The sequence below is a fragment of the Burkholderia sp. AU15512 genome (genome assembly GCF_002223325.1).
Classification (GTDB): Bacteria; Pseudomonadota; Gammaproteobacteria; order Burkholderiales; family Burkholderiaceae; genus Burkholderia.
In genome coordinates this window covers 1,064,900-1,088,315 of sequence record NZ_NKEX01000008.1, presented here as the reverse complement: position 1 = coordinate 1,088,315, position 23,416 = coordinate 1,064,900, and the positions used below count along the sequence as shown (strand labels likewise).

The 23,416-nt window shown below is 66.5% G+C and carries 24 protein-coding genes; 19 read left to right on the top strand and 5 right to left on the bottom strand.

Features of this window, described 5'->3' with window-relative positions; translation table 11 throughout:
- Nucleotides 1-56: 56 nt before the first annotated feature.
- Nucleotides 57-440 carry a hypothetical protein gene (locus tag CFB43_RS38280; protein WP_144023188.1) on the bottom strand — a complete coding sequence of 128 codons (384 nt, stop codon included), beginning with the start codon at nucleotides 438-440 and terminating at the stop codon, nucleotides 57-59.
- Nucleotides 441-513: 73 nt separating this feature from the next.
- Between CFB43_RS38280 and CFB43_RS36850 the strand changes: the two genes are divergently transcribed.
- From CFB43_RS36850 to CFB43_RS36840, 3 genes are all read left to right on the top strand, one after another.
- A complete protein-coding gene (locus CFB43_RS36850) occupies nucleotides 514-1,695 on the top strand; it encodes an MFS transporter (RefSeq protein ID WP_089498952.1) in 1,182 nt (393 codons plus the stop codon).
- A 72-nt stretch (nucleotides 1,696-1,767) separates the two neighbouring features.
- The gene (locus tag CFB43_RS36845) at nucleotides 1,768-2,325 is read left to right on the top strand and encodes an ester cyclase (protein ID WP_089498951.1); all 558 of its coding nucleotides are present in this window, start codon (nucleotides 1,768-1,770) and stop codon (nucleotides 2,323-2,325) included.
- A 123-nt stretch (nucleotides 2,326-2,448) separates the two neighbouring features.
- On the top strand, nucleotides 2,449-3,372 hold the full coding sequence (locus CFB43_RS36840) for a LysR family transcriptional regulator (protein WP_089498950.1): 924 nt from the start codon (nucleotides 2,449-2,451) through the stop codon (nucleotides 3,370-3,372).
- 351 nt (nucleotides 3,373-3,723) lie between these two features.
- On the opposite strand, the gene CFB43_RS36835 is transcribed toward CFB43_RS36840, so the two are convergent.
- Entirely contained in the window at nucleotides 3,724-3,996 is a 273-nt protein-coding gene (locus CFB43_RS36835) for a hypothetical protein (RefSeq protein ID WP_089498949.1), read from the bottom strand.
- 661 nt (nucleotides 3,997-4,657) lie between these two features.
- On the opposite strand from CFB43_RS36835, the gene CFB43_RS36830 reads away from it, so the two are divergent.
- The 6 genes from CFB43_RS36830 (at nucleotide 4,658) to CFB43_RS36805 (ending at nucleotide 9,650) form a co-directional block, all read left to right on the top strand.
- A complete protein-coding gene (locus CFB43_RS36830; protein ID WP_256990208.1) occupies nucleotides 4,658-5,038 on the top strand; it encodes a hypothetical protein in 381 nt (126 codons plus the stop codon).
- Between the two features lie 29 nt (nucleotides 5,039-5,067).
- A complete protein-coding gene (locus CFB43_RS39105; RefSeq protein ID WP_256990207.1) occupies nucleotides 5,068-5,229 on the top strand; it encodes a plasmid fertility inhibition factor family protein in 162 nt (53 codons plus the stop codon).
- A 265-nt stretch (nucleotides 5,230-5,494) separates the two neighbouring features.
- Nucleotides 5,495-6,844, top strand: a complete 1,350-nt coding sequence (locus tag CFB43_RS36825; protein ID WP_089498948.1) for a reverse transcriptase family protein — start codon at nucleotides 5,495-5,497, stop codon at nucleotides 6,842-6,844.
- A 327-nt stretch (nucleotides 6,845-7,171) separates the two neighbouring features.
- The gene (locus CFB43_RS36815) at nucleotides 7,172-7,501 is read left to right on the top strand and encodes an H-NS histone family protein (protein ID WP_089498947.1); all 330 of its coding nucleotides are present in this window, start codon (nucleotides 7,172-7,174) and stop codon (nucleotides 7,499-7,501) included.
- 298 nt (nucleotides 7,502-7,799) lie between these two features.
- Nucleotides 7,800-9,047 carry an MFS transporter gene (locus CFB43_RS36810; RefSeq protein ID WP_089498946.1) on the top strand — a complete coding sequence of 416 codons (1,248 nt, stop codon included), beginning with the start codon at nucleotides 7,800-7,802 and terminating at the stop codon, nucleotides 9,045-9,047.
- Between the two features lie 51 nt (nucleotides 9,048-9,098).
- Nucleotides 9,099-9,650 carry a DNA-binding protein gene (locus tag CFB43_RS36805; RefSeq protein WP_089498945.1) on the top strand — a complete coding sequence of 184 codons (552 nt, stop codon included), beginning with the start codon at nucleotides 9,099-9,101 and terminating at the stop codon, nucleotides 9,648-9,650.
- 148 nt (nucleotides 9,651-9,798) lie between these two features.
- Here CFB43_RS36805 and CFB43_RS36800 read toward each other — a convergent pair whose 3' ends face one another.
- Together CFB43_RS36800 and CFB43_RS39100 are read right to left on the bottom strand one after the other, a co-directional pair.
- Nucleotides 9,799-10,908, bottom strand: a complete 1,110-nt coding sequence (locus CFB43_RS36800) for a polyamine ABC transporter substrate-binding protein (RefSeq protein ID WP_089499083.1) — start codon at nucleotides 10,906-10,908, stop codon at nucleotides 9,799-9,801.
- Between the two features lie 241 nt (nucleotides 10,909-11,149).
- Nucleotides 11,150-11,350, bottom strand: coding sequence for a hypothetical protein (locus CFB43_RS39100; RefSeq protein ID WP_373452579.1), 201 nt, complete (start codon nucleotides 11,348-11,350; stop codon nucleotides 11,150-11,152).
- Nucleotides 11,351-11,819: 469 nt separating this feature from the next.
- On the opposite strand from CFB43_RS39100, the gene CFB43_RS39095 reads away from it, so the two are divergent.
- From CFB43_RS39095 to CFB43_RS36750, 9 genes are all read left to right on the top strand, one after another.
- Entirely contained in the window at nucleotides 11,820-12,191 is a 372-nt protein-coding gene (locus tag CFB43_RS39095; protein ID WP_256990206.1) for a UTRA domain-containing protein, read from the top strand.
- A gap of 223 nt (nucleotides 12,192-12,414) precedes the next feature.
- Complete coding sequence (locus tag CFB43_RS36785; protein WP_089498943.1) at nucleotides 12,415-13,218, top strand: transporter substrate-binding domain-containing protein; 804 nt, start codon at nucleotides 12,415-12,417, stop codon at nucleotides 13,216-13,218.
- Between the two features lie 4 nt (nucleotides 13,219-13,222).
- Complete coding sequence (locus CFB43_RS36780) at nucleotides 13,223-13,957, top strand: ABC transporter permease (protein ID WP_089498942.1); 735 nt, start codon at nucleotides 13,223-13,225, stop codon at nucleotides 13,955-13,957.
- Nucleotides 13,954-14,721, top strand: coding sequence for an ABC transporter permease (locus CFB43_RS36775; RefSeq protein WP_089498941.1), 768 nt, complete (start codon nucleotides 13,954-13,956; stop codon nucleotides 14,719-14,721). The genes CFB43_RS36780 and CFB43_RS36775 overlap by 4 nt, the downstream gene beginning before the upstream one ends.
- Nucleotides 14,722-14,747: 26 nt before the next feature.
- Entirely contained in the window at nucleotides 14,748-16,130 is a 1,383-nt protein-coding gene (locus tag CFB43_RS36770; RefSeq protein ID WP_089499082.1) for an LLM class flavin-dependent oxidoreductase, read from the top strand.
- 101 nt (nucleotides 16,131-16,231) lie between these two features.
- Nucleotides 16,232-17,803, top strand: a complete 1,572-nt coding sequence (locus tag CFB43_RS36765; protein WP_089498940.1) for a sugar ABC transporter ATP-binding protein — start codon at nucleotides 16,232-16,234, stop codon at nucleotides 17,801-17,803.
- A complete protein-coding gene (locus CFB43_RS36760; RefSeq protein ID WP_089498939.1) occupies nucleotides 17,800-18,858 on the top strand; it encodes an ABC transporter permease in 1,059 nt (352 codons plus the stop codon). Before CFB43_RS36765 ends, CFB43_RS36760 begins: the two co-directional genes overlap by 4 nt.
- Nucleotides 18,859-19,024: 166 nt before the next feature.
- Nucleotides 19,025-20,095, top strand: coding sequence for a substrate-binding domain-containing protein (locus CFB43_RS36755; protein ID WP_089498938.1), 1,071 nt, complete (start codon nucleotides 19,025-19,027; stop codon nucleotides 20,093-20,095).
- A gap of 448 nt (nucleotides 20,096-20,543) precedes the next feature.
- Entirely contained in the window at nucleotides 20,544-21,425 is an 882-nt protein-coding gene (locus CFB43_RS36750; RefSeq protein WP_089498937.1) for a hypothetical protein, read from the top strand.
- 355 nt (nucleotides 21,426-21,780) lie between these two features.
- Here the strand turns inward: CFB43_RS36750 and CFB43_RS36745 are convergent, their stop codons facing one another.
- Complete coding sequence (locus CFB43_RS36745) at nucleotides 21,781-22,761, bottom strand: bifunctional helix-turn-helix transcriptional regulator/GNAT family N-acetyltransferase (protein ID WP_089498936.1); 981 nt, start codon at nucleotides 22,759-22,761, stop codon at nucleotides 21,781-21,783.
- Nucleotides 22,762-23,030: 269 nt separating this feature from the next.
- Between CFB43_RS36745 and CFB43_RS36740 the strand changes: the two genes are divergently transcribed.
- The gene (locus CFB43_RS36740) at nucleotides 23,031-23,405 is read left to right on the top strand and encodes a sugar ABC transporter ATPase (RefSeq protein ID WP_089498935.1); all 375 of its coding nucleotides are present in this window, start codon (nucleotides 23,031-23,033) and stop codon (nucleotides 23,403-23,405) included.
- Nucleotides 23,406-23,416 lie beyond the last annotated feature (11 nt).

Here is a 23,416-nt window from a genome sequence, read left to right as displayed (position 1 = left end):
TTCCCTGACGGCCAACCCGACGATTCGTGCGGTTGACGATTTGTGGAAGCATCGCCTCATTGCGTTTCGCATACCAACCACGGGGCCGCGACCGGCCACTCGAGTTCGTCGAACACGGGCGAACGGTCGCGTTGCCCATCGAGTCCCGCTTCCGCATCAACCACGGTGAAGCGCTCGCCGAAGCTGCCGCGCTTGGCGCGGGCCTCGAACAAGTTCCCCGCGTTTCTCGCCAAACCCCACCTGCGCAGCGGCACGCTCGTTGAAGTGTTGCCGACCTGTCGCCCCGCGCCGCTGTTCGTCAATCTCGTGACGCCGGGCTCGCGTGCGCGCGCTGATCGACGCGTTGACCGGCGACGAATGATGGAGTGCTGATCAGGCACGCGCCGCCCCTTGCGTTGATTTTCTTGTCTGGCTTGAAAATCATTTAAGACGGAGGCCAATTATCAATCCACACGGTGGCAAGCAGAATGGCTGCACATCCACTGCGGCTTCGCCGCTTTCCCGGAGACAGCCATGCCACTTCCCATTCTCGCGCTGGCCCTGAGCGCTTTTGCGATCGGCACCACGGAATTCGTCATCATGGGCATCCTGCCCGATGTCGCGCAGTCGCTTTCCGTTTCCATCCCGTCGGCGGGGCTGCTCGTGAGCGGCTATGCGCTGGGCGTCGCCGTGGGCGCGCCGCTGCTCGCCGTCCTCACGAGCCGTATGCCGCGCAAGTGGGCGCTTCTGCTGCTGATGGGAATCTTCATCGTCGGCAATGTTCTGTGCGCGGTCGCGCCGGGCTACACGAGCCTCATGATCGCCCGCGTCGTCACGTCGTTCGCGCATGGCTCCTTCTTCGGCATCGGGTCGGTCGTTGCCGCGTCGCTCGTGCCGCAGGACAAGCGCGCGAGTGCCGTCGCATTGATGTTTACCGGTCTTGCGCTCGCCAACGTGCTCGGCGTGCCGCTCGGCACCTTCATCGGCCAGATGCTCGGCTGGCGTGCCGCATTCTGGTCCGTCGCCGGCGCAGGCGTGCTCGCCGCGCTGGCCCTCGTGGCGCTCGTGCCGAACACGCTCGAAGCGCCACCCGCGAGCCTTGCGCACGAAGTAGGCGTGCTCAAGCACCCGCAGGTTTGGCTCGCACTGTTGATGACCGTGCTCGGCTTTGGCGGCATGTTCGTGGTGTTCACCTACATCACCCCCGTGCTCGAGCAGGCGAGCGGATTCGCGCCGAGCGGCGTGACGAAGATTCTCGTGCTGTTCGGCATCGGTCTCGCCATCGGCAATGCGCTCGGCGGCAAGCTTGCTGATCGCGGCGTGATGCGGGCGCTGACGGGCGTGTTCGTCGTGCTGGTCGCGATCATGGTGGTGTTCAGCCGCACCATGCATCACCCCGTGGCATCGGTCCTGACGATCTTCGTCTGGGGCGTCGCGGCATTTGCGACGGTCCCGGGCCTGCAGATGCGCGTGCTGAGCAAGGCCGCGAGCGCACCGAACCTAGCATCGACGCTCAACATCGGCGCGTTCAACGTGGGGAATGCGATGGGGGCGTGGCTCGGCGGCATGGCGCTTTCGCACGGGCAGGCACTCGACACGCTGCCGCTCGTGGCCGCCGCGATGACGCTGATGGCGATTGCGGTGACCGCTTTCGCGTCCCGGCTTGATCGACGCGAGACCGCGCAAGCGAATCGCACCGCCCGCTTTCCAGCCTGAATGACCCAAGTCGCACCACTGCCGGATCCAATCCGTTCATCGAGCATCGCGTACACCCTCAAGGAGCCCGTCATGAAAACCCGCACCGTCCTTTCCTCCGTTTCCCGCATCGCGCTGGCCGCAGCCACCGCTGCTGCCGCGTTGCCTGCCGTCGCCGCGACCGGCGACGATCTCGTGCAGCCGAAAACGCTGATCGTCGACAAGAACCTCTCGAAGCAGCAGGCCGAGCAACAGATTCGCGCGGCACGTCTTTACGACACCTTCTGGAGCACGGGCGACGAGGCCCAGGCCCGCGAGGCGCTGGCGGCCGATTTCACGGACCGCACCTTGCCCGCCGGTCGGCCGCAGGGCATCGCCGGGCCGCTGGCTGCATCGAAAGGCTTCCATCGCGCCGTGCCGGACGTTCACGCCGACGTCGAACAGATGATCGTCGCCGGCGACCGCGTCGTCACCCATCTGCACTTCACCGGTCACTTCACCGGCACCTTCAACGGCGTGCAGGGCAAGGGGCAGGTGGTCGACTTCATCGCCACGGACATCTATCGCATTCGCGACGGCAAGATCACCGACAACTGGCATCTCGAAGACAACCTGACGTTCCTGCAACAGCTCGGCGTGGTCGCCAAGTAAGCGGGCCCGGGGGCCGATCCTGCCGATCGGCCTTTTCCTCGTCCGTCCGCATCGCGTTACCATGCCCGGTCCGCGCGGCGCATCGCGCGGCACACCCCAACATTCCTTTCGCGCGACGCGACCATGGACAATCTCGGTGACATTCGCCTTTTCGTCGAAGCAGCAAGCCAGGGCAGTCTTTCGGCGGCCGGCAGAAAGCTCGGACTGTCCCCCGCGGCGGCGAGCGCCCGGCTCGTCAAGCTCGAGGGAGAACTCCGCACGCAGCTGTTCGAGCGTTCGACCCGCAAGCTGCGCCTCACGGATGAGGGCCGTCTGTATCTTGTACATTGCCAGCATGCGCTGCAAACGCTGGAGGATGCGCGTGCGGCGTTGCAGGCCGGACGTGCATCGGTGAGCGGGGCGTTGCGTGTATCGGCTACCTCCGATTTCGGGCGCACCGTGCTGCGTCGCTGGCTCGACGCATTCAACGAACGCCATCCGAACGTCACGCTCTCGCTCGTGCTCTCGGATTCACTGTCACACCTGCTGCAGGACGATATCGATCTCGCGATCCGGTTCGGCGTGCCGGCGGACAGCTCGATGGTCGCCAAGCGCATGGCCGACAATCGCCGCGCGCTTTGCGCGTCGCCCGACTACATCGCCGAGCACGGCATGCCGAGCCATCCCGACGATTTGCGTGAGCATCGATGCATCGTCCTTTCTTCGGCGGCCGGCGTGGCGAACAACTGGCGTTTCACGCGCGACGGGGAGACCGCGTCGTTCACCGCGCCGCTCGACCGTTCCCGTCAGACCAACGATGGTTCGCTTGCCCGCGAATGGGCGGTCGAGGGGCGAGGGGTGGCCATGAAATCGATCTGGGACATCGGCGCCGATCTTCAGGCCGGGCGGCTCAAGCTGCTCCTGCAGGAGTGGCGCTGCCCGGACGTGCCCGTGAACGCGCTGTTTCAACGCACGCTTTATATGGCGCCGCGCGTGCGCACGTTGCTCGACTTCCTCGAGCAGCGGTTCTCCGAAGCTTCCGACGCGCTGGCGCCGTTTCTGCGGTAGTGTCCCGCGATCGCAGGCATTCTGCGTTCGCCGGGGTGGCGCGTGAAGACATTCGATTCGGCCCACGTTCGCGACATCGCGCTCGCCGATTGAGCACGATGGCCGTCGCGATGCGGGTCGGCGCTGTCCTTGCGGGCGCCGGAGGTGGTCGGGGTGAAAAATACCGGGCAACGTTTGGCTCGTCGCGGCAAGCGCGGCTGCTCCATGGATTCCGGAACGGGGGTGGGGCGACCCGCGGGTGTGGTGTCATGACGCGCAGCGCCGACACCACGGCCCGCGATGGCACCGGATTCGGAACGTCAATCCAGCCCCGTGCTCCACGTATTGATAATCGTCGAGCGTTAAGGTCGATTAACGAATGGCAAAGCGGGTTGCCGGCGAGCCATTCGCACAATTGTTTCCGTAGATAAACAGATTCCTGTTTTCTGAATAGGCCTGGTAAATAATTGAATAAACTTCCTTTGCGCTGAACGAGTAGATGCCGTCGTTGATGGTCACCAGCAGGTTGCCGGTGGCGTCGGTTTCGATCTTGTCGATCTTGCCGGCCTTGCAAAGCGCCTGGGCGGACGCGCACGTGGAGGCGAGCATCAGTGCTGAAAACAGCACGGTTGCAATCTTCTTCATGACTTTCCTTTGGTATTGAATGAATTAATGCGATCTGACGACGTCGGTCACGTCCGGGAAGACAGGTATGCCTTTCCGGATTGCTGATTCACAAATGCCTGGAAATCAACGGTGGCCTGACAAGGTGGAAACTTTGCGACAAAGCACGAATGAAGCGATTCGTGCTGCGCCTCCGTATCTCGTTGATCTTTGAATCACGGTGTTGCGGCGCACAACACAGACTATTTATTTGATTTTGAGGGCGCCAATCGTATTAATTTATCGTTGATCGAATTCGATAATTTTTTGTTTGAATTTGATTTTATTGAATTCTGCGGTCTGTTGTTATTGTTTTTGATTGTTTCGATATTCAGATAATCGGCGACGAATATTGATTCTCTGGTTGATGGCGTGGCAGGTGAAGCGCATGGGCGTTCATGAGGGTTCGAGCATTCGAGCGTGGGGTTCGTCCGGTGCTTGAACTGCGCAGCGCAGGTCCGTCGATACTGCAGTCGGCGCCGGCCGAGTTGATTCTTGCCGACCCGGAAAGACGCTACACTGCGCCAGTTCCCGAACACACCGGGGGCGTTAGGACGCCGGGCCCACGGATTGCGAACACGTGACGATGTAATCGCCCGCCCCCTGACGCATTCGAACAAATCACGAGAGAAAGAGAGGGCCCATGCTGACACGTCTTCGTATCGGACTCGATCGCGCACGCGACCTGCGCGAAGCGGGACGACCGTCTCCCATCCAGCCGCGGCCGCTGCCGAGCGAGCTGGTCGACCTGAGCGCGCAGCGCGCGACGTGGCGCGTCGTCGTTCCCGGCCAGGCCGACTGCTACATGGCGGCAACGCCCGCCGAAACGGAGCGCTTCGTCGTGCATCTCGACGCTCAAAGGTTCTACGGCCTGTGGCTCGGCACGAGCCCGGCGTTTCCGCAGCTGAATTCGCAGGACTGTGTGCCGCGCCGCATCATGCCGCTCGACAGCAAATACGCGTCGGCCGCCGCCGCGTTCCGGGCCGGCCGCGTCGAACCGGTGGCGCTGCCGCCGGTCGGCTAAGGCTCGAGGGAAGCGGGTACGAAGTCGCGATGAGCAACGGCATGACGCGCACCTTCTGGCTGCTCGCCAACCGCGTGCGGTCGTTTCCGGTCAGCGTCGACAACGCGACCTGGGCCACGATGCTGAACAACATGGCCGGCGTCGGCGTCGCGCCGATCGCGTACCGCGAACTGTTTTCCCGGCACGCGTAGGTTGCGCGTCGCGATCCGGCGCGCCGCCGCGGCGCCGGATCGCCACCCGGTTTGACACGCCGCGTTCGCGGCCATTAAAGTCGCATCGCGGGCCGGTGGGTCAAGCACACGCCCGGAACAGGCAGCCGATGTTCCAGGACTACGGGGCTACCCCGTGGATGAGATTGACACCCCGATGCGTCGCAAGGGGCCGGGTTGCGCGTGGCGTAACGCCTCCCCTCGCAGCACCAGTCACGTTGGCTCATCGTCCCGCCCATCTTTCTCCATGCATTCATCCCTGCGCGATACCACCCGCACGATTGCCGAGGCGATGCTCGCCGGGACGCCCGAGCGCGGTGGCGTCATCGCGCGTATGGCTGCCGTGCTAGGCGGCGCGCAGCCGTGGGCGCACGAATGCGCGGACGTCGCGCTCGCCCGCTTCGGCGCGAACTGGGACGACGTCGACATCGACGTGCTTGCGGCGGTTCTGGCCGATGCGGCCGCGTTCGTGCGCGCCTGGTATCGCGAGGATCGGCCGGCCGTGATCCGCGTCATACGGCGTCCCCCCGTCCAGCAACCCTTGCCGGCGCCGCTCGCCGGCTGCGACGTGCCGCAATGGGCGACGCCCGGCGATCTGGCCGGCTGGCTCGGCGTGAGCGCGCCGGCGCTCGACTGGCTGTCCGACCACTGGCGCGTCGACGCGCGCAGCAGCGCCACGCCGTTGCATCACTACACGTACGTGGCGCACGACAAGCGCAGCGGCGGCAGCCGCCTCGTCGAAATCCCGAAAGGCCGGCTGCGCGAAGCCCAGCGCCGCATCCTGCACGGGCTGCTCGATCGCATCGCGCCGCATGGTGCGGTACACGGCTTTCGCAAGGGGCACGGGATCGTGTCGTTCGCGGCGCCCCATGCGGATCGCGACGTCGTCGTCCGGTTCGATCTCGCGGATTTCTTCGTATCGATACGCGCCGCCCGCGTGCACGCGCTGTTCGTCACGCTCGGGTACCCGGTCGAAGTCGCGCGCATGCTCACCGGGCTGTGCACCAACCGCGTGCCGTCCGCACGGCTGCTCGCGCCGGACCTGCGCGACCGGTTCGACTGGATCGGCCGCCAGCGTTATCGAGAGCGGCATCTGCCGCAGGGCGCGCCCACGTCGCCGGCGCTGGCGAACCTGAGCGCGTTCCGGTTCGACATGCGGCTCGCCGCGCTCGCGCGTTCGCTCGGTGCAACCTACACGCGCTATGCCGACGATCTCGCCTTCTCCGGCGGCGGCACGCTGGCGCGCGAGGTCGAACGGCTGCAGATCCGGGTCGCCGCGATCGCGCTCGAGGAAGGCTTTGCGCTGCAACTGCGCAAGACGCGCGTGATGCGGCGCGGTACGCGGCAGCAACTGGCCGGCGTGGTCGTCAATCGTCATCCGAACCTGGCGCGCGATGCGTTCGATCTCCTGAAGGCCATCCTGACCAACTGCATCCGCAGCGGCCCGGCGTCGCAGAATCGCGATGCGCACCCGGACTTTCGCGCGCATCTCGCCGGGCGTGTCGCGCATGCGGCCGCGCTGAACGCGGCGCGCGGCGCGAAGCTGCGCGCGCTGTTCGACCGGATCCAGTGGGACGCCCGCGACGTCGGCCAGTAATCCGACGTATCCGCATCGACGCCGGCCGACGACTTCTGCAACACGACGCCGAGCACTGCTATCATTCGCGCCATGCCGCGCCAGTGCCATGGTGCGACGCTTACTTGCCGCAGCCGTTCGCCGTGCCTTCGACCATGGCGGGCTGCGCGTTGCCGGCCCGGTCCTGTCTGCCATTGATTGACGCGCGGCGTCGTTTAGTGCGTATCGCGCAAGCCATGCCGGCTCCGGCAAACGATTCAGACATTTGACAGCCCCCATCGGCGGAACTTCATGGTAGGTTCCGCCATCGGAGCTTTTTGCGAAAACATGCCCAAAGAGGATGAATACATGACCCAGGCCCTGCAGGAACTCGAAGCACAACTTCGGGACCTGAACATCAAGCTGTCGGATGCGAAGCAGAAGGAGAAGCAGGCCGCGCTCGCGGCATTCAAGGAACAGGTCGAGCTTTTGGGAATTTCGCAGCAGGAAGTGCTGAGCGCGCTCGGTTACATCGTTCAGCGAAAACGCAAGGCGCCTGCCAAGTACTACGATCCGTCGACCGGCCGCTCGTGGTCGGGCCGCGGCCCGCGCCCGAAATGGCTCGAAGGCAAGGATCTCGATACGCTCGCCGTCGACCGCGAGGCCAAGACCTGGTGGCCCGGCGACGATCAAGGCTGATGCCGGCCGGGCCGCGAGGCCGCCCGGCGCCGTCCGGTTCGCGCCAGCGGGCCGGCCGGTAACACGCCGCCTTCATGCTGTGTTTCATCCGGTGTCCGGCCTGACCGCGACATCACCGGCTTCGCCGCCGACACCGGATCGCCGTTTTTCCCTCCCGTTCATTCCCCGCCAATTCCCGCTCGCCGTCCTGCAAGCGGGCGCCGCCGCACGCGCGAACCATCGTCACCGGGGAGGCTGCCGGCCCGTCGCTCACGGGCACAGGCTTTAAAATGTCGCCGGACAATCGTGGCAGGACACCATGGCAGCAAACATAGAATCTTCGACGCTCGGCGGCCCGCCGGCCCCGCGCGTGGAGCAGGTCGGCGCGTACGCGTGGAAAGCGCTGGCCGGATCGGCGATCGGCTATGCGATGGACGGCTTCGACCTGCTGATCCTCGGCTTCATGCTGCCGGCGATCACGGCGGCGCTGCATCTGACGCCCGGGCAGGGCGGCGCGCTGGTCACGTGGACGCTGATCGGCGCCGTCGCGGGCGGTATCCTGTTCGGTGCATTGAGCGACCGGTACGGGCGGGTGCGCGTGCTGACCTGGACGATCCTGCTGTTCGCGATCTTCACCGGGCTGTGCGCGTTCGCCCAGGGCTTCGAGGATCTGCTCGTGTACCGCACCATCGCGGGCATCGGGCTCGGCGGCGAGTTCGGGATCGGCATGGCGCTCGCGGCGGAAGCGTGGCCGGCGAGCAAACGCGCACGCGTGTCGTGCTACGTCGCGCTCGGCTGGCAGGCCGGCGTATTGCTGGCGGCCCTGCTGACGCCATTCCTGCTGCAGCACATCGGCTGGCGCGGGATGTTCGTGGTCGGCGTGCTGCCCGCGCTGCTCGCGTGGGCGATGCGCAACAGGCTGCACGAGCCTGAAGCGTTCGTGCAACGCGCAGCGCAGCCGAAGGCCAACGCGTTCCGCCTGCTCGTCGCGGACGGCCGCACCGCGCGCACGAGCGTCGGCATCGTGATCCTGTGCTCGGTCCAGAACTTCGGCTACTACGGGATCATGATCTGGCTGCCGACCTTCCTGTCGAAACAGATGGGCTTCTCGCTGACGAAGTCGGGGCTGTGGACCGCGGCGACGGTCGTCGGGATGATGATCGGCGTCTGGGTGTTCGGGCAACTGGCCGACCGCATCGGGCGCAAGCCGACGTTCCTGCTGTACCAGCTCGGCGCGGTCGTGACGGTCCTCGCGTATGCGCGGCTGTCGGATCCGACCGCGATGCTGTGGGCCGGGGCGCTGATGGGCATGTTCGTCAACGGGATGGTCGGCGGCTACGGGACGCTGATGTCGGAAGGCTATCCGACGGCCGCACGCGCCACTGCGCAGAACGTGCTGTGGAACATCGGCCGCGCGGTCGGCGGCTTCGGCCCGGTCGCGGTCGGCGCGCTGGCCGCGCACTACTCGTTCCAGACGGCCATCGCGCTGCTCGCCGGCCTGTACGTGCTCGACATGGTCGCGACGCTGTTCCTGATTCCCGAGCTCAAGGGCGTCGAGCTCGAATGAGCGCGACCATCGCGCACCACCCAACGACCAACGACTTCACTGAAAATTTCGATGCAACAGAAGAACAAGACGATCGGCGTGATGGGCTCGGGCAAGGAGCCGTGGCTCGCGTTTTCGGAGCCGCTCGGCGCCTGGCTCGCGCAGGCCGGTTTCAACCTGCTGACGGGCGGCGGGCAGGGCGTGATGCTGGCGGTCGCGCGCGCGTTCGCCGGCGTGCCGGGGCGGGCCGGCCGGTCGATCGGCATCCTGCCGACGCAGGCCGATCCGCTCGCGGGCTTCGTGCCGCTCGACGGCTATCCGCATCCGTTCGTCGACATCCCGATCCTCACGCCGCTGCCGCGCCGCGAGCCGGGCGCCGCCCCGGATACGATCAACCGCAACTACGTGAACGTGCTGAGCAGCGACCTGATCGTCGCGCTGCCGGGCGGCCACGGCACGGCCGAGGAGATCGCGCTCGCGCGGCGCTGGCGCAAGCCGCTCATCTGCCTCGGGCCGGACGGTGCGTTTCGCGAGCTCGCGGCGGGGGCCACATGCACGTCGTCGCTCGACGACGTGATCCGCTTCGTGGAACACGCGTTTTCGGCGGAGCAGGCGTTGCGATAGTTCGCGCGACCGGTTCGACTACTGTCGTTGCGATGCGCGCGTGGCAGGGCGGGCCCGCTGGCACGCGATGTCCCCGGTTTCGAGGCGACGGCGTGGCGCCGGCGCGCGCAAGCCGCCGGCGGCACGATGCGTTACCGCGGCGCGCGGTTCAGCGCCCCGTCTTCAACTGCGCCCACAGCCGGTTCTGCAGCCGGCGAATCTCCGGCGGCATCGGCTTGAGCAGCGTCATCTTGCTCAGCACCTCGTCGGGCGGATAGACCGACGTATCGCGCGCGATCGCGGGCTTCACGTACTGGCGCGCGGCCTTGTTCGCGGTCGGATAGAACACCGCGTTGGTGATGCCGGCGTTGACCTTCGGATCCTGCACGTAGTTGATCCACTTCAATGCCGCGTCGCGGTTCGGTGCGTCCTTCGGGATCACCATCATGTCGAACCACAGCAGCCCGCCTTCCTTCGGGTTCGCGAAGCCGATCTCGTACGGGCGCTTCGCTTCGGCGGCACGACGGTGCGCGATGCCGACGTCGCCCGAATAGCCGAACGCCACGCACAGGTCGTTGTTCGCGAGATCGTTGATGTAGCCCGACGAGTTGAACTGCGTGATGTACGGGCGCACCTTCTTCAGCACCTCGTACGCGGCGCGGTAGTCGGCCGGGTTCGTGCTGTTCGGATCCCTGCCCATGTACTGCAGCGTGGCCGCGAACACGTCGACGGCCTGGTCGAGGAACGACACGCCGCAACTCTTCAGCTTCGCCATGTTGGCCGGATCGAACACCAGCGCCCAGCTGTCGACCGGCGCCTTGTCGCCGAGCGCCTTCTTCACGGCCTGCACGTTGTAGCCGATGCCGTCGGTGCCGTACGCCCACGGCACGCCGTACCGGTTGCCCGGATCGGCATCGGCAACCATCTTCATCAGCAGCGGATCGAGGTTCGCGAGGTTCGGCAGCTTCGACTTGTCGAGCGGCTGGTAGACGCTCGCCTGGATCTGCTTGGCCATGTAGTTCGACGTCGGCACGACGACGTCGTAGCCGGAATTCCCCGACATCAGCTTTGCCTGCAGCGTGTCGTCGCTGTCGTAGTTGTCGTAGCGGACGTGCAGGCCCGTCTGCTTCTGGAAGGTCGGGATCGTGTCCGGCGCGATGTAGTCGGACCAGTTGTAGATGTTCAGTTCGCCGGCCGCGTGGGCGATCGTGCCGGCAGCCGCGGCGGCAGACAGGATGGCGGCGGTCGCAAGGGCGCGGCGAAGCGTGCGGATTCGCATGACGGAGTCTTCCATTTCGGTGCGCGTGTCGAGCCGCGAGGCGCGGGTCGTGGCGCGATGGTTCATCGGATGAAGCGGGCGTGCGCGACCGTCGCTCGCGGCGAGCGAGCGTGGTGCACGGCGATCAGGAGTCCGTTCGATCAGGAGCCCGCTTGCAAGGAAACGCAGTGCGAGCCGATCCCGTCACCGGTCGGTTGACACGGCGAATGGGTCGAACGGAGTCAGGGAAAGTGGCGGGGCGCTAAGGCAGTAGCGATGCCACGTCGTCGGTATGGATCGCGACGTACGCACGCGCGGCGACGGCGTTGTGGCGGCGAACGGAGCGGCGGGACAGGATGGTGTAGATCGACAGCGGCAGGCGAGGGCTTGGGCCGCCGCCACTGTCGTCGGAGGACGCGATCGTAGCGCGCAGGTTTCGCGCATCGCCTCGTCTCCACCGCACCAGCGGGCCACGGAATCTCACGATTACTCTCGACCGGGTTGTTGAAAGTATTGAACACCTGACGATTCGCCGGTGGCTGCCGTTTCAGGTTTCGGTCATCGCATGCGCCGCGCGGCGGCATCGGTTTCGTGACGCGAATTGAAAGCTTGGCGGACACCTGAATCGCCGCAACATGACGCTTCCATGAATCATCAGGTAAATCGCTGTAAGGATGTCTCCGGATTTTCCCTAGGCGTTCGAAGGCCGATGAACGCGTTCGGGTGTGATGGCGAGGGTGGGTGACCGACTCGAAGTGATGAGAATATTCGACGGTTTTCTGCCGCGATCGTCACCGGGCGAGCGTCGGAAAGGCCGTCGAAAGCCCCCGGTGACAAGGTGGGCCAGGTCGGGCGCGAACGCGTCGGCCTGTCGCCCGTCGGCGAAAGCCGTTTCGCACAAGACGGGCCTTCGACACGCGTTCTCGACCGACGTGACGCGCTGCATCTATCTCGAACGCCTGCACTGGGTCGACGACGAGCCCATCGCGCTCGCGCAGATCTGCCTGCTGCCCGATGCCGGAATCGTCACCTTCGAGCAGGCGCGGCAAATGTCGACCTACGAGGTACTCGAGGGCGTGCTGGGCTGGCGCATCACGGATGCGGACATGTCGGTCACGGCCATTGGTTCTCCGATGGAGGTCGCAGCGCACCTCCGGATTGCCTTGCACGCGCCATTGCTCGTATTGCGGCGTACGTCGCGCCTGTCGGATGGCCGCACGTGCGAATCCACGGTATTCCATATCCGCCCCGAGCGTTTCGATCTCGTGGTGCGAAGCGGTGTGGACGCGAAGTTCGTCGGTTGAGGGGCCGTCGCCCCGGCGTTCTCCGGAATCAAGAGACGCCGGAATTCGAGGCCGACGGTTTGAGTAGTCCAGGCCTCAGGCACGTAGGGCAGCGGCATATCTTCCGATCAGATATCCATCGAAAAAATAACCATTTGGTACACGCATCGGCAGGCACTAAAGTCACGCATCCCGATGCCGGAGCGACACCGGCGATGTCGACGTTATCCGAGAAGTCTGCCAAATGAATCGCTTGATGCACTCAACGGTCCGCCGCGCCGCGGCCGCGCTGTTCGTAATCGGTCTTTTGCCGGCCGCCCACGCGGCGCAACCGACGCTGCGCGTCGGCATCGACGCCGAGTCGTACCCGCCGTTCTTCTCGAAGGATGCCACCGGCAAGTGGAAGGGCTGGGAGGTCGACCTGCTCGACGCGGCATGCAGCAAGCTCAATGTACGTTGCGAACTCACCGACATCGCATGGGACGGGCTGATCCCCGCGCTGCAGAACCGCAAGATCGACGTGATCTGGTCGTCGATGACGATCACCGGCGAACGGCAGAAGGCGATCGACTTCAGTCGTGCTTATTATGAGTCGCCGACGGTTTTCGTCGGCGCAAAAAGCGATCGGCGCCGCGTCGATTGCGCGGTGCCGGCCACCTTCAAGGATCGCGTGATCGGCGTGGAGGCGGGCACGAACTTCTCGGCGTTCCTCGATGCACGTTTCAAGCGCGACGCCCAGATCAAGGCGTTCGATAAATTCGACAACGCGCTCGCGGATCTGGTCTCGGGCCGGGTCGATTACGTGCAGGAAGCGAAGGGCTTGTTCACGGCCTTCCTGTCGTCGCGTGACGGCAAGGATTTCGAGGTCAAGGCCACCTGCGCGGACAACCCCGTGCTGGGTCTCGGCATCGGCGCGGGCGTGCGTCAAGGCGATGCATGGCGCGGCCGGTTGTCGACCGTGATCGCGCAACTGCAGCAGGACGGCACGTGGGATGCGATCACCGCACGCTATCCGAACCTGAAGGGTACGATCGAGAAGGGTCGCTGAGCCGATGACCGCGGACGATTCGCTGCTGGCATTGCTTGCGTTCGGCGACGGCGGTTACGGGCGCATCTTCGCCGGCGCGTTCGCACTGACGCTCGGCGTCGCGTCTGCGTCGTTCTGCGCCGGGACGCTGCTCGGCATCGCGGGCGCGCTCGGCAAGCTGTCGCGGCACGCCCCGCTCGCGTGGCTGGCACGGCTCTACACGACACTCGTGCGCGCGCTGCCCGAACTGTTGTGCCTGCTGCTCGCGTTCTATGCGGTCGCACCTGCGCTCGAGTCCGCGTTGCACGGCAGCGGCCTGGTGCCCGACGGCTTCGCATTCGATCCGTTCATCGTGGCCGCGTTGTCGCTCGGCTTCATCCAGGGCGCCTATCTGACCGACATCTTCCGCGCGGCGCTCGTCAACGTGCCGGTCGGGCAGATCGAGGCCGCGCACGCGTACGGAATGAGCCCGTGGCAAACGTTGACCCGCATCCGGCTTCCGGTTGCGGCGCGGCTCGCGCTGCCGGGCGTCGGCAACGTGTGGCTGAACGCGACCAAGGATGCGTCGTTCATCAGCGTGCTCGGGTCTTTCACGGATCTGCTGAAGGCGAGCCAGCTCGCCGCCGGTGCGACGCGGCATTACGTTTTCTTTTACCTGGTCACGGCCGCGCTGTTCCTGTTGTTGAGCGTCGCGTCGACGGGCCTTTTCGCGATGCTCGAACGTTACGTGAATCGTGGTACGAGGCGCGCCTGCGCATGAGTTTTTCGCTGACGTTCCTGCTCGACACGGTGATGCCGAAGCTGCTCGCCGCGGTGCCGAAGACCCTGGCGTTGCTGCTGTTGTCGGGTATCGCCAGCGTGGTGATCGGCATTCCGCTCGCGCTGGCGGCGGGTTCGCGTCACGCACCCTGCCGCTGGCCCGCGCGCGGCTGGATCACGCTGGTTCGCGGTACACCGCTGCTGGTGCAGCTTTATCTGCTGTATTACGGCTTCGGCCAGATCGTCCCGCGCGAATGGATGCGCGACAGCTGGGCGTCGCCGCTGTTGCGCGACGCGTTCTGGTATGCGGTCGTCGCGTTGAGCGTGAACGAGGGCGCCTATGTCGCGACGATCCTGCGCGGCGCGATTGCCGGGGTGCCGGCCGGCGAGATCGAGGCCGGCTTTGCATACGGAATGACGCGGGCGGGTGTACTGCGCCGGATCGTCGGTCCGCGTGCGTGGCGACTCGCGCTGCCGGCGCTCACCGGCGAAGCGATCCTGCTGCTGAAGTCGACCGTTCTCGCGTCGACCGTCACGGTGTTCGACGTGATGGGGACGGCCAATACGCTTCGTTTTGAAACCTTGCGCGTTTATGAGCCGCTCGCGGGCGCGGCGATCGTCTATGTCGTGCTGGTCGCGCTGCTGACGATTCCCGCCGCCCGTCTCGAGAAACACCTCAACCGCTACCTGACGCGCGAGCCCGACGATCGCCCGCCCGCACGGCGCCGCCGCGCATCGTCCGGCGCGTGGGCGGCACCCAACTGATGCCTGCTTTTGCACTGAACACGACGATGTCCGATCCTCGCCCCTTGCTGTTTTCCCTTTACGAACAGGCCAGCGTCGGCTGCGGCGGTGCGCCGAGCCTGTGGACCCATCCCGCCGACGAACGGCTGCGCGCGAACACGCTCGCGTTCTGGTCGAACCTCGCGCGTACGGCCGAACAGGCCGATCTCGACATGCTGTTCTTCGCGGACGTGCTCGGCCTGTATGACGTCCATGGCGGGTCGGCCGACGCGGCGGTCCAGTGGGCGGTCGAGGCGCCCGCGAACGATCCGATGATGCTGATTCCGGCGCTCGTCGCGCAGACCGAGCGGCTCGCGTTCGGGGTGACCGCGAGCACGACGTATGAACATCCATTCGCGCTCGCGCGGCGCTTCAGCACGCTCGACCACCTGAGCAACGGCCGGATCGGCTGGAACATCGTGACCTCCTATCTGACGAGCGCGGCGCGCAACTTCGGGCTCGACCGGATGATCGGCCACGACGAACGCTACGCACGTGCGGAGGAGTTTCTCGACGTGGCCTACAAGCTGTGGGAAGGGAGCTGGGCGGACGACGCGGTCGTCGCCGACAAGCGCGAGCCGCGCTACGCGCGCGGCGACCGTGTGCGGCCGATCGCGCACGAAGGCGCGCATTATCGCGTGCGTGGCCCGCACGTCTGTGCGCCGTCGCCGCAGCGCTCGCCGGTGCTGATCCAGGCCGGCTGGTCCGGGCGCGGGCGTGAGTTCGCGGCGAAGCACGCTGAGGTGGTGTTCGTCGCGAAGTCGAATCCGCACGAGATTCGCACCGGCCTCGATGAAATCCGGCGGCTGGCGGTCGGAAACGGCCGGGCAGCGGAGGATGTGAAGGCGCTCACGGTGCTGCGGATCGTGACGGCGCGTTCGTCGGCCGACGCGAAGGAGAAGTACCACGCGCTGCAGCAGCACTATCACCTGCAGGCTCAACTCGTCAGCTATGCGGGCGATACCGGCATCGACATCGATCGCTATGCGGACGACGAGCCGTTGACGACGCAAACGGAAGGGCTCACGTCCTACGTGGTGCGGCCGGACGGCAGCGGCAAGCCGCTCACCGCCGGCGACGTGCGGCGCAAGTTCGCGAATGTCACGCGCGGCACCGACCTGATCCTCGTCGGCTCGCCCGACGAAGTCGCCGACCAGCTCGCCGAGCATGCGCGGCAATCGACGACGAGCGGCTACATGCTCAATCCGCTCATCAGCCCGGGTACGCTCGACGATTTCGCCGAACTGATCGTGCCGGAACTGAAAAAGCGCGGTCTTTACCGAGCGACGCCGGCGAGCGGCACCTTCCGTTCACGGCTGAGCGGAAGGGACCGCCTGCCCGACACCGCCTATGGCGCTTCGTTCCGGTTTCCGGTGCCGGAAGCGGGCTGACGAGCCGATCAATACCGGACGACCCTCAGTGGAGTTGCGTGACATGACCCACGACGACCTGTTTCTCCTGCAACCGCATCGCGCCGTCCGGAATCTTCGGTATGAATAGCGCGACGAACGAGACGATGGACGTGACGCGCGACGATCGGCCCCATCGATCGACGTTACCGCCTGTCCTGAGCGCCACGGGCGTCGCGAAGCGCTTCGACGCGACCGTCGCGCTGGCGGCGCTCGACCTGTCGATCGGCGCCGGCGAAGTCGTCGCGTTGATGGGCGCGAACGGCGCGGGCAAGTCGACCTTCGTCAAGATCCTGAGCGGCGCGCTGCAAGCGGACGGCGGCACGCTGACGCTGCGCGGCGAACCCTATCGGCCGGCGTCGCCGCACGCGGCCAAGCGACTCGGCGTCGCGACCGTGCACCAGTCGGTGGCCGACGCCGTCGTGCCGACGCTGTCGATCGCCGACAACCTGCTGCTCGACCGGCTGTGCGACCCGGCCTCGCCGTGGCGCGCGCCGCCGGCCGCACGGCGCGCGGCGGCGCGATCGCTCGCCGCGCGGGTCGGGCTCGACGTCGACCTGGCCGCACCGCTCGCCTCGCTGTCGCTGGCCGACCAGCAGCGCGTGACTTTGGCGCGTGCGCTGGCCGGGCAGCCATCGTTGCTGATTCTCGACGAGCCGACCGCCAGCCTGTCGGCGGCGGAGGCCGAGCGGCTGTTCGTGCTGGTGGACGCGTTGCGCCGCGACGGCGTCGCCATCCTGCTGGTGTCGCATCGGCTCGGCGATTTGCGCCGCATCGCCGATCGCGCGGCGATCGTCCGCGACGGGCGGATCGTCGCCGACCTGGCCGCGCCGATCGATTTCGACGCCGCGGTGGAAACGATGATCGGCCGGCCGTTGCCGCGTACGCGTGCACCGGCGCCGGAGCGTGCCGGGCTGGCCGGAGCCGGGGTAGGCTCAGGCTCAGGCCCAGGTTTCAGCGTGCGGCAGATGCGGCTGACGCCGACCAGTACACCGTTCGACCTCGATGTCCGGCGCGGCGAGATCGTCGCGGTCGCGGGCCCCGTCGGCGGCGGCAAATCGCGCTTCGCGCGGACGATCTTCGGCGCGGTGCGGGCGGCGGCCGGCGAGATGACGCTCGACGGGCGGCCGTGGCGGCCACGTTCGCCGGCCGACGCGATTCGCGCCGGCGTATTCCTGGCCGGCGAGGACCGCTGGCGTACGTCGTTGTTTCCCGACAGCGTTCCGTTCGCGTCGATCGCGGGCACGATCGGCTTTCCGTTCCTGTCGCGCTGGTTCGCGAGCGGCGCGGTGCGCCGGGCGCGCGAACGCACGGCGGCCGCGACGGCGATCGCGCGGTTCGGCATTCGCTGCGACGGGCCCGACGATCGCGTCGCCCACCTGTCGGGCGGCAACCAGCAGAAGGTCGTGCTCGCGCGCTGGCACGCCGAGCCGGCGCGGCTGTTGCTGCTCGACGAGCCGTTCCAGGGCATCGATGCGGGCGCGCGCGCCGATATCGTCGATACGCTGCGGCGTCATGCGCATGAGCGCACGACGATCGTGTTCGTCAGCGATCTCGAGGAAGCGGCCGAGATCGCCGATCGTATCGTGCGGTTCGATCGCGCGACGCTGGATTGCCCGCCTCCCCCTTCTTCCATCGTGCGTGCCTGCTCATGAAACCCGTGACTTCTTCCGCTGTCCGCCATGCCGCATCCGTCGAACGGTCGTCGCGCCCCGGGCCGGCGCGCATCCGCGATGTGCTTGAACGGACGGGCATCCTGCTCGTGCTGGGCGTCCTCGTGGTCGTGTTCGCGCTCAGGGAGCCGGCGTTCCTGAACGTCGACAATCTGTTCAGCATCCTGCAGGCGGTGTCGATCGTCGCGTTGCTCGGCATCGGCGTGACGGTCACGCTCGCGGCCGGCGGCTTCGACCTGTCGGTCGGCAGCGTGGCCGCGACCGCGCAAATGGCCGCGAGCTACGTGCTGGTGGTCTGGCACGGCAGCGCATGGGCGGCCGTGCTCGCCTGCGTCGTGCTTGGCGTGGCCGCCGGCTTGTTCAACGGCTTGCTGATCACGCGGCTGCGCGTACCCGACCAGCTCGCGACGCTCGGCACGCTGTTCCTGCTGGCCGGCCTGCAGTTGATCCCGACCGGCGGCCGTTCGCTCGCGACCGGCTCCGTGCTGCCCGACGGCACGGACGCGACGGGCGTGTTCCCCGATGCGTTTCTCGCGCTCGGCCGGTTGCGCGTGTTCGACGTCGTACCGCTGCCGGTCCTGCTGCTCGCGGCGGTGACGGTGCTGGCCTGCATCACGATGGAAGCGACGCGCTGGGGCCGCGTGATCTATGCGATCGGCGGCAACGAAACGGCCGCGCGGCTGGCCGGCGCGCCGGCCGCGCGCTACCGCGTCGCCGCGTATGTCGTGTCGGGCGCGATCGCGTCGCTGGGCGGCGTGCTGATCGCCGCGCGGGTCGGCCGCGGCGACGTGAGCGCGGGCCACTCGCTGCTGCTCGATGCGGTGGCGGCGGCGCTGATCGGTTACGCGGTGTGGGGCGCGAAGCGGCCCAACGTATTCGGCACGGTCGTCGGGGCGGTGTTCGTCGGCGTGCTGCTCAACGGGCTCACGATGCTGAACGCACCCTACTACATGCAGGATTTCATCAAGGGCGTCCTGCTCGTGCTGGCCCTTGCATTTACGTTCGGCATCGGTCGCCGTACCGATGCCCGGGCGTGACGCGTGAGGTCGCCGAGACCAGGATCGGGCTCCCACGGTTCGGAGAATCTTCACGCAGGACGGTTTGTTATCCAAAATAATATCCATTGCTGAATCGGTCGGTTTGAATTCGCGTGGTGCGCTGATAGATTGAGCCGATATCGTCCTATGTGGAGACAGACACGCCATGCGCTCGTTGCTTCGCCGAAAGTCGCGTATCGAACTGAAACTCGGTGCACTCGTGCTGGGCACCGCGCTCGTGTTCGGTGTGCCCACGGCCCACGCCGGTCCGCTCAAGGGGGCGCCTGCGCCGTTCGACAAGGGCGGCGTGAAGATCGCGCTCGTCAACTACCTGTCGACCGGCGATTTCTTCCAGGCCTACGAAGCCGGCGCGCAGAAGCAGGCACGGGCGCTCGGCGTCGACCTGCGCATCTACGAAGGCCGGCAGGACGCAGCCGAGCAGCGTGAGCAGATTCAGCAGGCGATCAGCATCGGCGTGTCTGCGATCATCGTCAATCACGGTTTGCCGGAATCGCTGAAGGACGTCGTTCAGCGCGCGCTGGACAAAGGCATCAAGGTTGTCGCGTTCGACGTCGATCTCGCCAATCCGAAGGTGCCGCAGATCGAGCAGAACGATCGCGACCTGGCGAACCTGCTGCTGGATCAGGCCGTGAAGGACAACGGCGACGCGTTCGCGGCCGGGTACGTGTACGTGGCCGGATTCGCGCCGCTCGACCGGCGCGATGCCGCGTGGCGCGATTTCAAGCATGCGCACCCGAAGGTGCAGGAGAAGGCGCGCTGGGGCACCGTCGACAATCCGATCGCGCAATCGGTCGCGAACCAGGCGGCGGCCGTGTATCGCGCGAATCCCGACATTCGCGTCGTGTTCGCGCCGTACGACGAGTTCGCGCGCGGCGCGAAGCTCGCGGCGGACGAGGCCCGGCTCTCGTCGAAAATCCGCATCTACAGCGCGGACGTGTCGACGGCCGACATCGAGGCCATCCGCGCGCCGAACAGCGCGTGGGTCGCGACGGCCGCGACCAATCCGGCGGTCGTCGGCGCGGTGTCGGTGCGGGCCGCCGCGCTGCTGGTCGCAGGGCAGGACCCGGGCGCGCGCATCGCAGTGAAGCCGACGCTGATCACGCGTGACGATCTCGTGAAGAACGACATTCATACCGTGGCCGAACTCGCCGCGAAGTTTCCGGCGTTCCGCGCGAGCGGCGCGGCGACCGCCGCATGGATTCCGGCGGTCGACTGAGCGCCTCGGCGCGTAGCGCGCGACGATCACATTCTCGAGACGCGGACACTGAAGATGGCCGCGCACGCGCCCGGTCGCGGCGGCGTGCGCGAGATTCGGATACCTGGTGAGGTCGAGTGCCAACTTTCTGCGACATCTGCGGACGATGGCGGAACTGCTGTGCCTGTCGTGGCTGGCAACGGACGAACGGACATTTTTGTATATCCAGATGATGACGGGAAAATCGCGCAAGCAGGGCTGCTTGTGCCGGCCATGACGTACGCGAAGTGATGGGACTATTCGACGGTTTGCCGCCCGGATCGCCGCGAACGATCATCGGAAAGCCAGTCGAAAGACCGGGGTGACAAGGTTTGTAAAGTCGGACAGAATGCGTCGGCCTGTCGTGCGTTGGTGAAAGTCGTTCCGAAAAAGACAACCATCCGATCATCCCGACTGGGGGGCCCGCGTTATGTCCCATCCCGTGTTTCTCGAGAGCCCGCCGTGGCCGCGCATGCCTGAAGGGCGCCAAGGCGAATTGAATGCCTATTTCGCGGCGGGCGGCCCGTCGCTCGAAGCGAACGCGGTCATTCCGCTGTTCTGGCGCGTGCTGTTCGGGCCCGACGACGTGCGCTTCGCGTATCGCATCGACGATTTCGACCCGGAAGACCAGGCTGACGAGCTCGACGAATATCTGGAAGGTGCGACGCCCGAGGAGCGCGACGCGCGCTATCCGTATCTGGTCACGACGAAGGCGAGCGCGCTGGCGCGCGCAGCCGCGCGCCGGGGCAACCTCGTCGATCTGCTCGGCGCGCGCTACCGTTCGATCTACGATGCATTCGTCGACTACGTCGCCACCGCGTTCGGTGAATTCGTGCTGATTCGCACGAGCGGATTGCCGGACGTGAGTGATACCACGGACGCATTTGCAACCGAACTTGCGCAGGTCGCGTTGCTGGAGCGGCAGAAGGATCCCGATGCCGGCCTGGCCCGCGAGATCCAGGAACTGCGTCGCGCGCCGGATGCCGACGCCGTCTGGCGAGTGACGGGATCTGGCGACGCGCATGCCGATACGCACCCGTGGCCGAGCCGTGCGCTGGTCGAAGCGTTTCCCGCTTGCGCGCCGCGCGCGCGGCGGGCGGCACCGATCCCGCGCGATCCGTCCGGCAAGCCACGCTATCGATCGAGAAACCGGCTGGACAATGTGCTCGAATGGGGCGCGGCCTGCCTCTTTGCCGCCGCATTCATCGGGACGTGGGTCACGACCAAGTCGATCTGGCTCGCGATCGGGGTGACCGCCGTCGTTACCGCGATACTCGTCTGGGGCATCGTGCGCGTGCAGCGCATCAAGTGATGCGCCGGCCGCGTGCCGTGTGGTCGCTCGCGTGCAGTTATCCTGCACGTTCGTCTTTTACATCGAGAGTGAGGCGTTCATCCGGTTGCGACGACGTGGTCTGCCGCAAATCCCGATGTAATCCCGGCAGGTCGTCCTGATTGCAGCCGATCGGCTCGTACGATTTTAATGAGCACATTTTCATTTTTTAGCGTATGCGTCGCCCTGGCCTTGGCCGTCGCGTGGTCGATCGTGTTTCTGACAAGCATGCTCAGGAAGAAAGCAGTCGCCTGGGGTGACGTCAAGACGTGGATCAGGAACGTCTTCGATTCGCTCGTCGGGATGGGGTAGCGCGACGCAGCCGTCCCGTCGCCCCTCAATCGCCCGATGGCCCCGGCCGGCTGAAGCGCTGCTCGACCACCTCGGTTCCCCAATGCGTGCCCGCGAATTCGCTGGTCAACGCAAAACCGAACGACTCGTACAGATGGCGCGCCGAGTCCAGCCCCTTGAACGTCCACAGGTAGGTTTCGCGAAACCGCTGCGCGTCGACGAAGCGCATGGCTTCCGTCATGAGCCGGCGGCCGATGCCCGACCCGCGCAGCGCGTCGTTCACGATGAACCAGCGCAGATGCGCGATGCCGGTTGCCGGATCGCCGTCGATCGCGAGCGACGCGAGTGTCCGCCCGTCTTCCTGGCATAGCCAAAGCGCCTTGCCGTCGGCCGGTAGCGCACCGGCGAACTCGGCCAGCTCGGTCGCCACGCGTTTTTCGAAAAAGGCACCGAAGCCCCAGTGTTCCGAATAAAAGCGGGCGTGAAGGCTCGTTATATCGCCGATGCAGCCCGGTTGGTAACCTTCTCGGATCGCTGGCGCATCGAGCGCGGCGGCGGGCGCTTTCGCGGCGTTGTCCTGTGCGAGCGCATCGGCATACAGCGCGAGCGAGCGCAGCAGCGCCTGCTGGTCGGCGGGCACCATGCGGCGCAACGCATTCGATACCTGGTCCGTCGCGAACGTGTCGATTCTCTTCTGGAGCTTTTTCCCTTCGGCGGTCAGGTACAGCTCGATCGCGCGCGCATCGTCGCTCGACACGCGCCGCTCGACGACCCCGGCCGCCTCGAGCCGCGCGAGTTGCCGGCTCGTGTTCGATTTGTCCAGCCGCAGGATGTTGCCGAGATCGCGGGCGTTGATGCCGGGCGCCATCCCGATCTCGAGGATCGCGTGGACGGCCGACGGCGCCCAGTCGCTGTCGGCCAGCGTCGCGCGCATGAAGCCGAGCTCGCGAACCAGTTTGCGGGAGAAGTCGCGCAGCTCGAGGATCGTGGCTTCGCGAGGCTTGGCGGGCGCGTCGATGAGGTCCATGGGTGGCCTGGAAAGGTTGCGGATCGCAATCAATAATAGTTGCGGGTCGCAACTTGATCAAGGCGGATTTTCATGGGGACGGGTCGCACTGCGGGAGGTGTTTCCGGGGGGGCCGGTGTCGGAGCGAGCCGGGGCGGCGACGAGTGGTACTGACGCGGATGGCGGCGTGCCGCGAACCGGACGCATACTGGGTGCATCCGGCCTGCCTGCCATGCGCGCACGGGCGTCGGCTGGCCATCGATCCGCGGCGGCGGACAACGGAGCTCACCATGAACCCTCTGAAGCCGATGACGATTGCATTGCTTGCCGGATGCGGCATCAGCGCGGGCGTGGCCCACGCGGCCGGCAGCATGGATGCGCCGCCGTGCAGCGCGGCGCATGCGGCGGACCCGGGCGGTGTCGCCGCGATGCCGGGCACGTCGGTACGCAGCTTTTCGACCGCCGGCTGCTCGGGCGCCGTGCTGCAGGGCGAGCGGGCCACCGCGACGGTCAACGGCGACCGGGTCGAGCTGCGGGACGGCACCGTCTATGTGAACGGCCGTTCGTACGGCGCCGTCACGCCCGCGCAGACGGTCGAATACGAAGCCGCGCACGACCGGCGCACGCTGAAGGTCGACGGAGTCGTCCGCACGCCGGTGCGCTGACCCGCACGCAG

Excerpts from the sequence above, each read along its gene's own strand:
- CFB43_RS36800 (WP_089499083.1), bottom strand. The coding sequence starts at position 10,908 with ATGCGAATCCGCACGCTTCGCCGCGCCCTTGCGACCGCCGCCATCCTG.
- CFB43_RS36765 (WP_089498940.1), top strand. The coding sequence starts at position 16,232 with ATGAATAGCGCGACGAACGAGACGATGGACGTGACGCGCGACGATCGG.
- CFB43_RS36810 (WP_089498946.1), top strand. The coding sequence starts at position 7,800 with ATGGCAGCAAACATAGAATCTTCGACGCTCGGCGGCCCGCCGGCCCCG.
- CFB43_RS36835 (WP_089498949.1), bottom strand. The coding sequence starts at position 3,996 with ATGAAGAAGATTGCAACCGTGCTGTTTTCAGCACTGATGCTCGCCTCC.
- CFB43_RS36755 (WP_089498938.1), top strand. The coding sequence starts at position 19,025 with ATGCGCTCGTTGCTTCGCCGAAAGTCGCGTATCGAACTGAAACTCGGT.
- CFB43_RS36815 (WP_089498947.1), top strand. The coding sequence starts at position 7,172 with ATGACCCAGGCCCTGCAGGAACTCGAAGCACAACTTCGGGACCTGAAC.
- CFB43_RS36830 (WP_256990208.1), top strand. The coding sequence starts at position 4,658 with ATGCTGACACGTCTTCGTATCGGACTCGATCGCGCACGCGACCTGCGC.
- CFB43_RS36770 (WP_089499082.1), top strand. The coding sequence starts at position 14,748 with ATGTCCGATCCTCGCCCCTTGCTGTTTTCCCTTTACGAACAGGCCAGC.
- CFB43_RS36850 (WP_089498952.1), top strand. The coding sequence starts at position 514 with ATGCCACTTCCCATTCTCGCGCTGGCCCTGAGCGCTTTTGCGATCGGC.
- CFB43_RS36740 (WP_089498935.1), top strand. The coding sequence starts at position 23,031 with ATGAACCCTCTGAAGCCGATGACGATTGCATTGCTTGCCGGATGCGGC.
- CFB43_RS36750 (WP_089498937.1), top strand. The coding sequence starts at position 20,544 with ATGTCCCATCCCGTGTTTCTCGAGAGCCCGCCGTGGCCGCGCATGCCT.
- CFB43_RS36760 (WP_089498939.1), top strand. The coding sequence starts at position 17,800 with ATGAAACCCGTGACTTCTTCCGCTGTCCGCCATGCCGCATCCGTCGAA.
- CFB43_RS36785 (WP_089498943.1), top strand. The coding sequence starts at position 12,415 with ATGAATCGCTTGATGCACTCAACGGTCCGCCGCGCCGCGGCCGCGCTG.
- CFB43_RS39105 (WP_256990207.1), top strand. The coding sequence starts at position 5,068 with ATGAGCAACGGCATGACGCGCACCTTCTGGCTGCTCGCCAACCGCGTG.
- CFB43_RS36745 (WP_089498936.1), bottom strand. The coding sequence starts at position 22,761 with ATGGACCTCATCGACGCGCCCGCCAAGCCTCGCGAAGCCACGATCCTC.
- CFB43_RS36840 (WP_089498950.1), top strand. The coding sequence starts at position 2,449 with ATGGACAATCTCGGTGACATTCGCCTTTTCGTCGAAGCAGCAAGCCAG.
- CFB43_RS36780 (WP_089498942.1), top strand. The coding sequence starts at position 13,223 with ATGACCGCGGACGATTCGCTGCTGGCATTGCTTGCGTTCGGCGACGGC.
- CFB43_RS36775 (WP_089498941.1), top strand. The coding sequence starts at position 13,954 with ATGAGTTTTTCGCTGACGTTCCTGCTCGACACGGTGATGCCGAAGCTG.
- CFB43_RS36805 (WP_089498945.1), top strand. The coding sequence starts at position 9,099 with ATGCAACAGAAGAACAAGACGATCGGCGTGATGGGCTCGGGCAAGGAG.
- CFB43_RS36845 (WP_089498951.1), top strand. The coding sequence starts at position 1,768 with ATGAAAACCCGCACCGTCCTTTCCTCCGTTTCCCGCATCGCGCTGGCC.
- CFB43_RS36825 (WP_089498948.1), top strand. The coding sequence starts at position 5,495 with ATGCATTCATCCCTGCGCGATACCACCCGCACGATTGCCGAGGCGATG.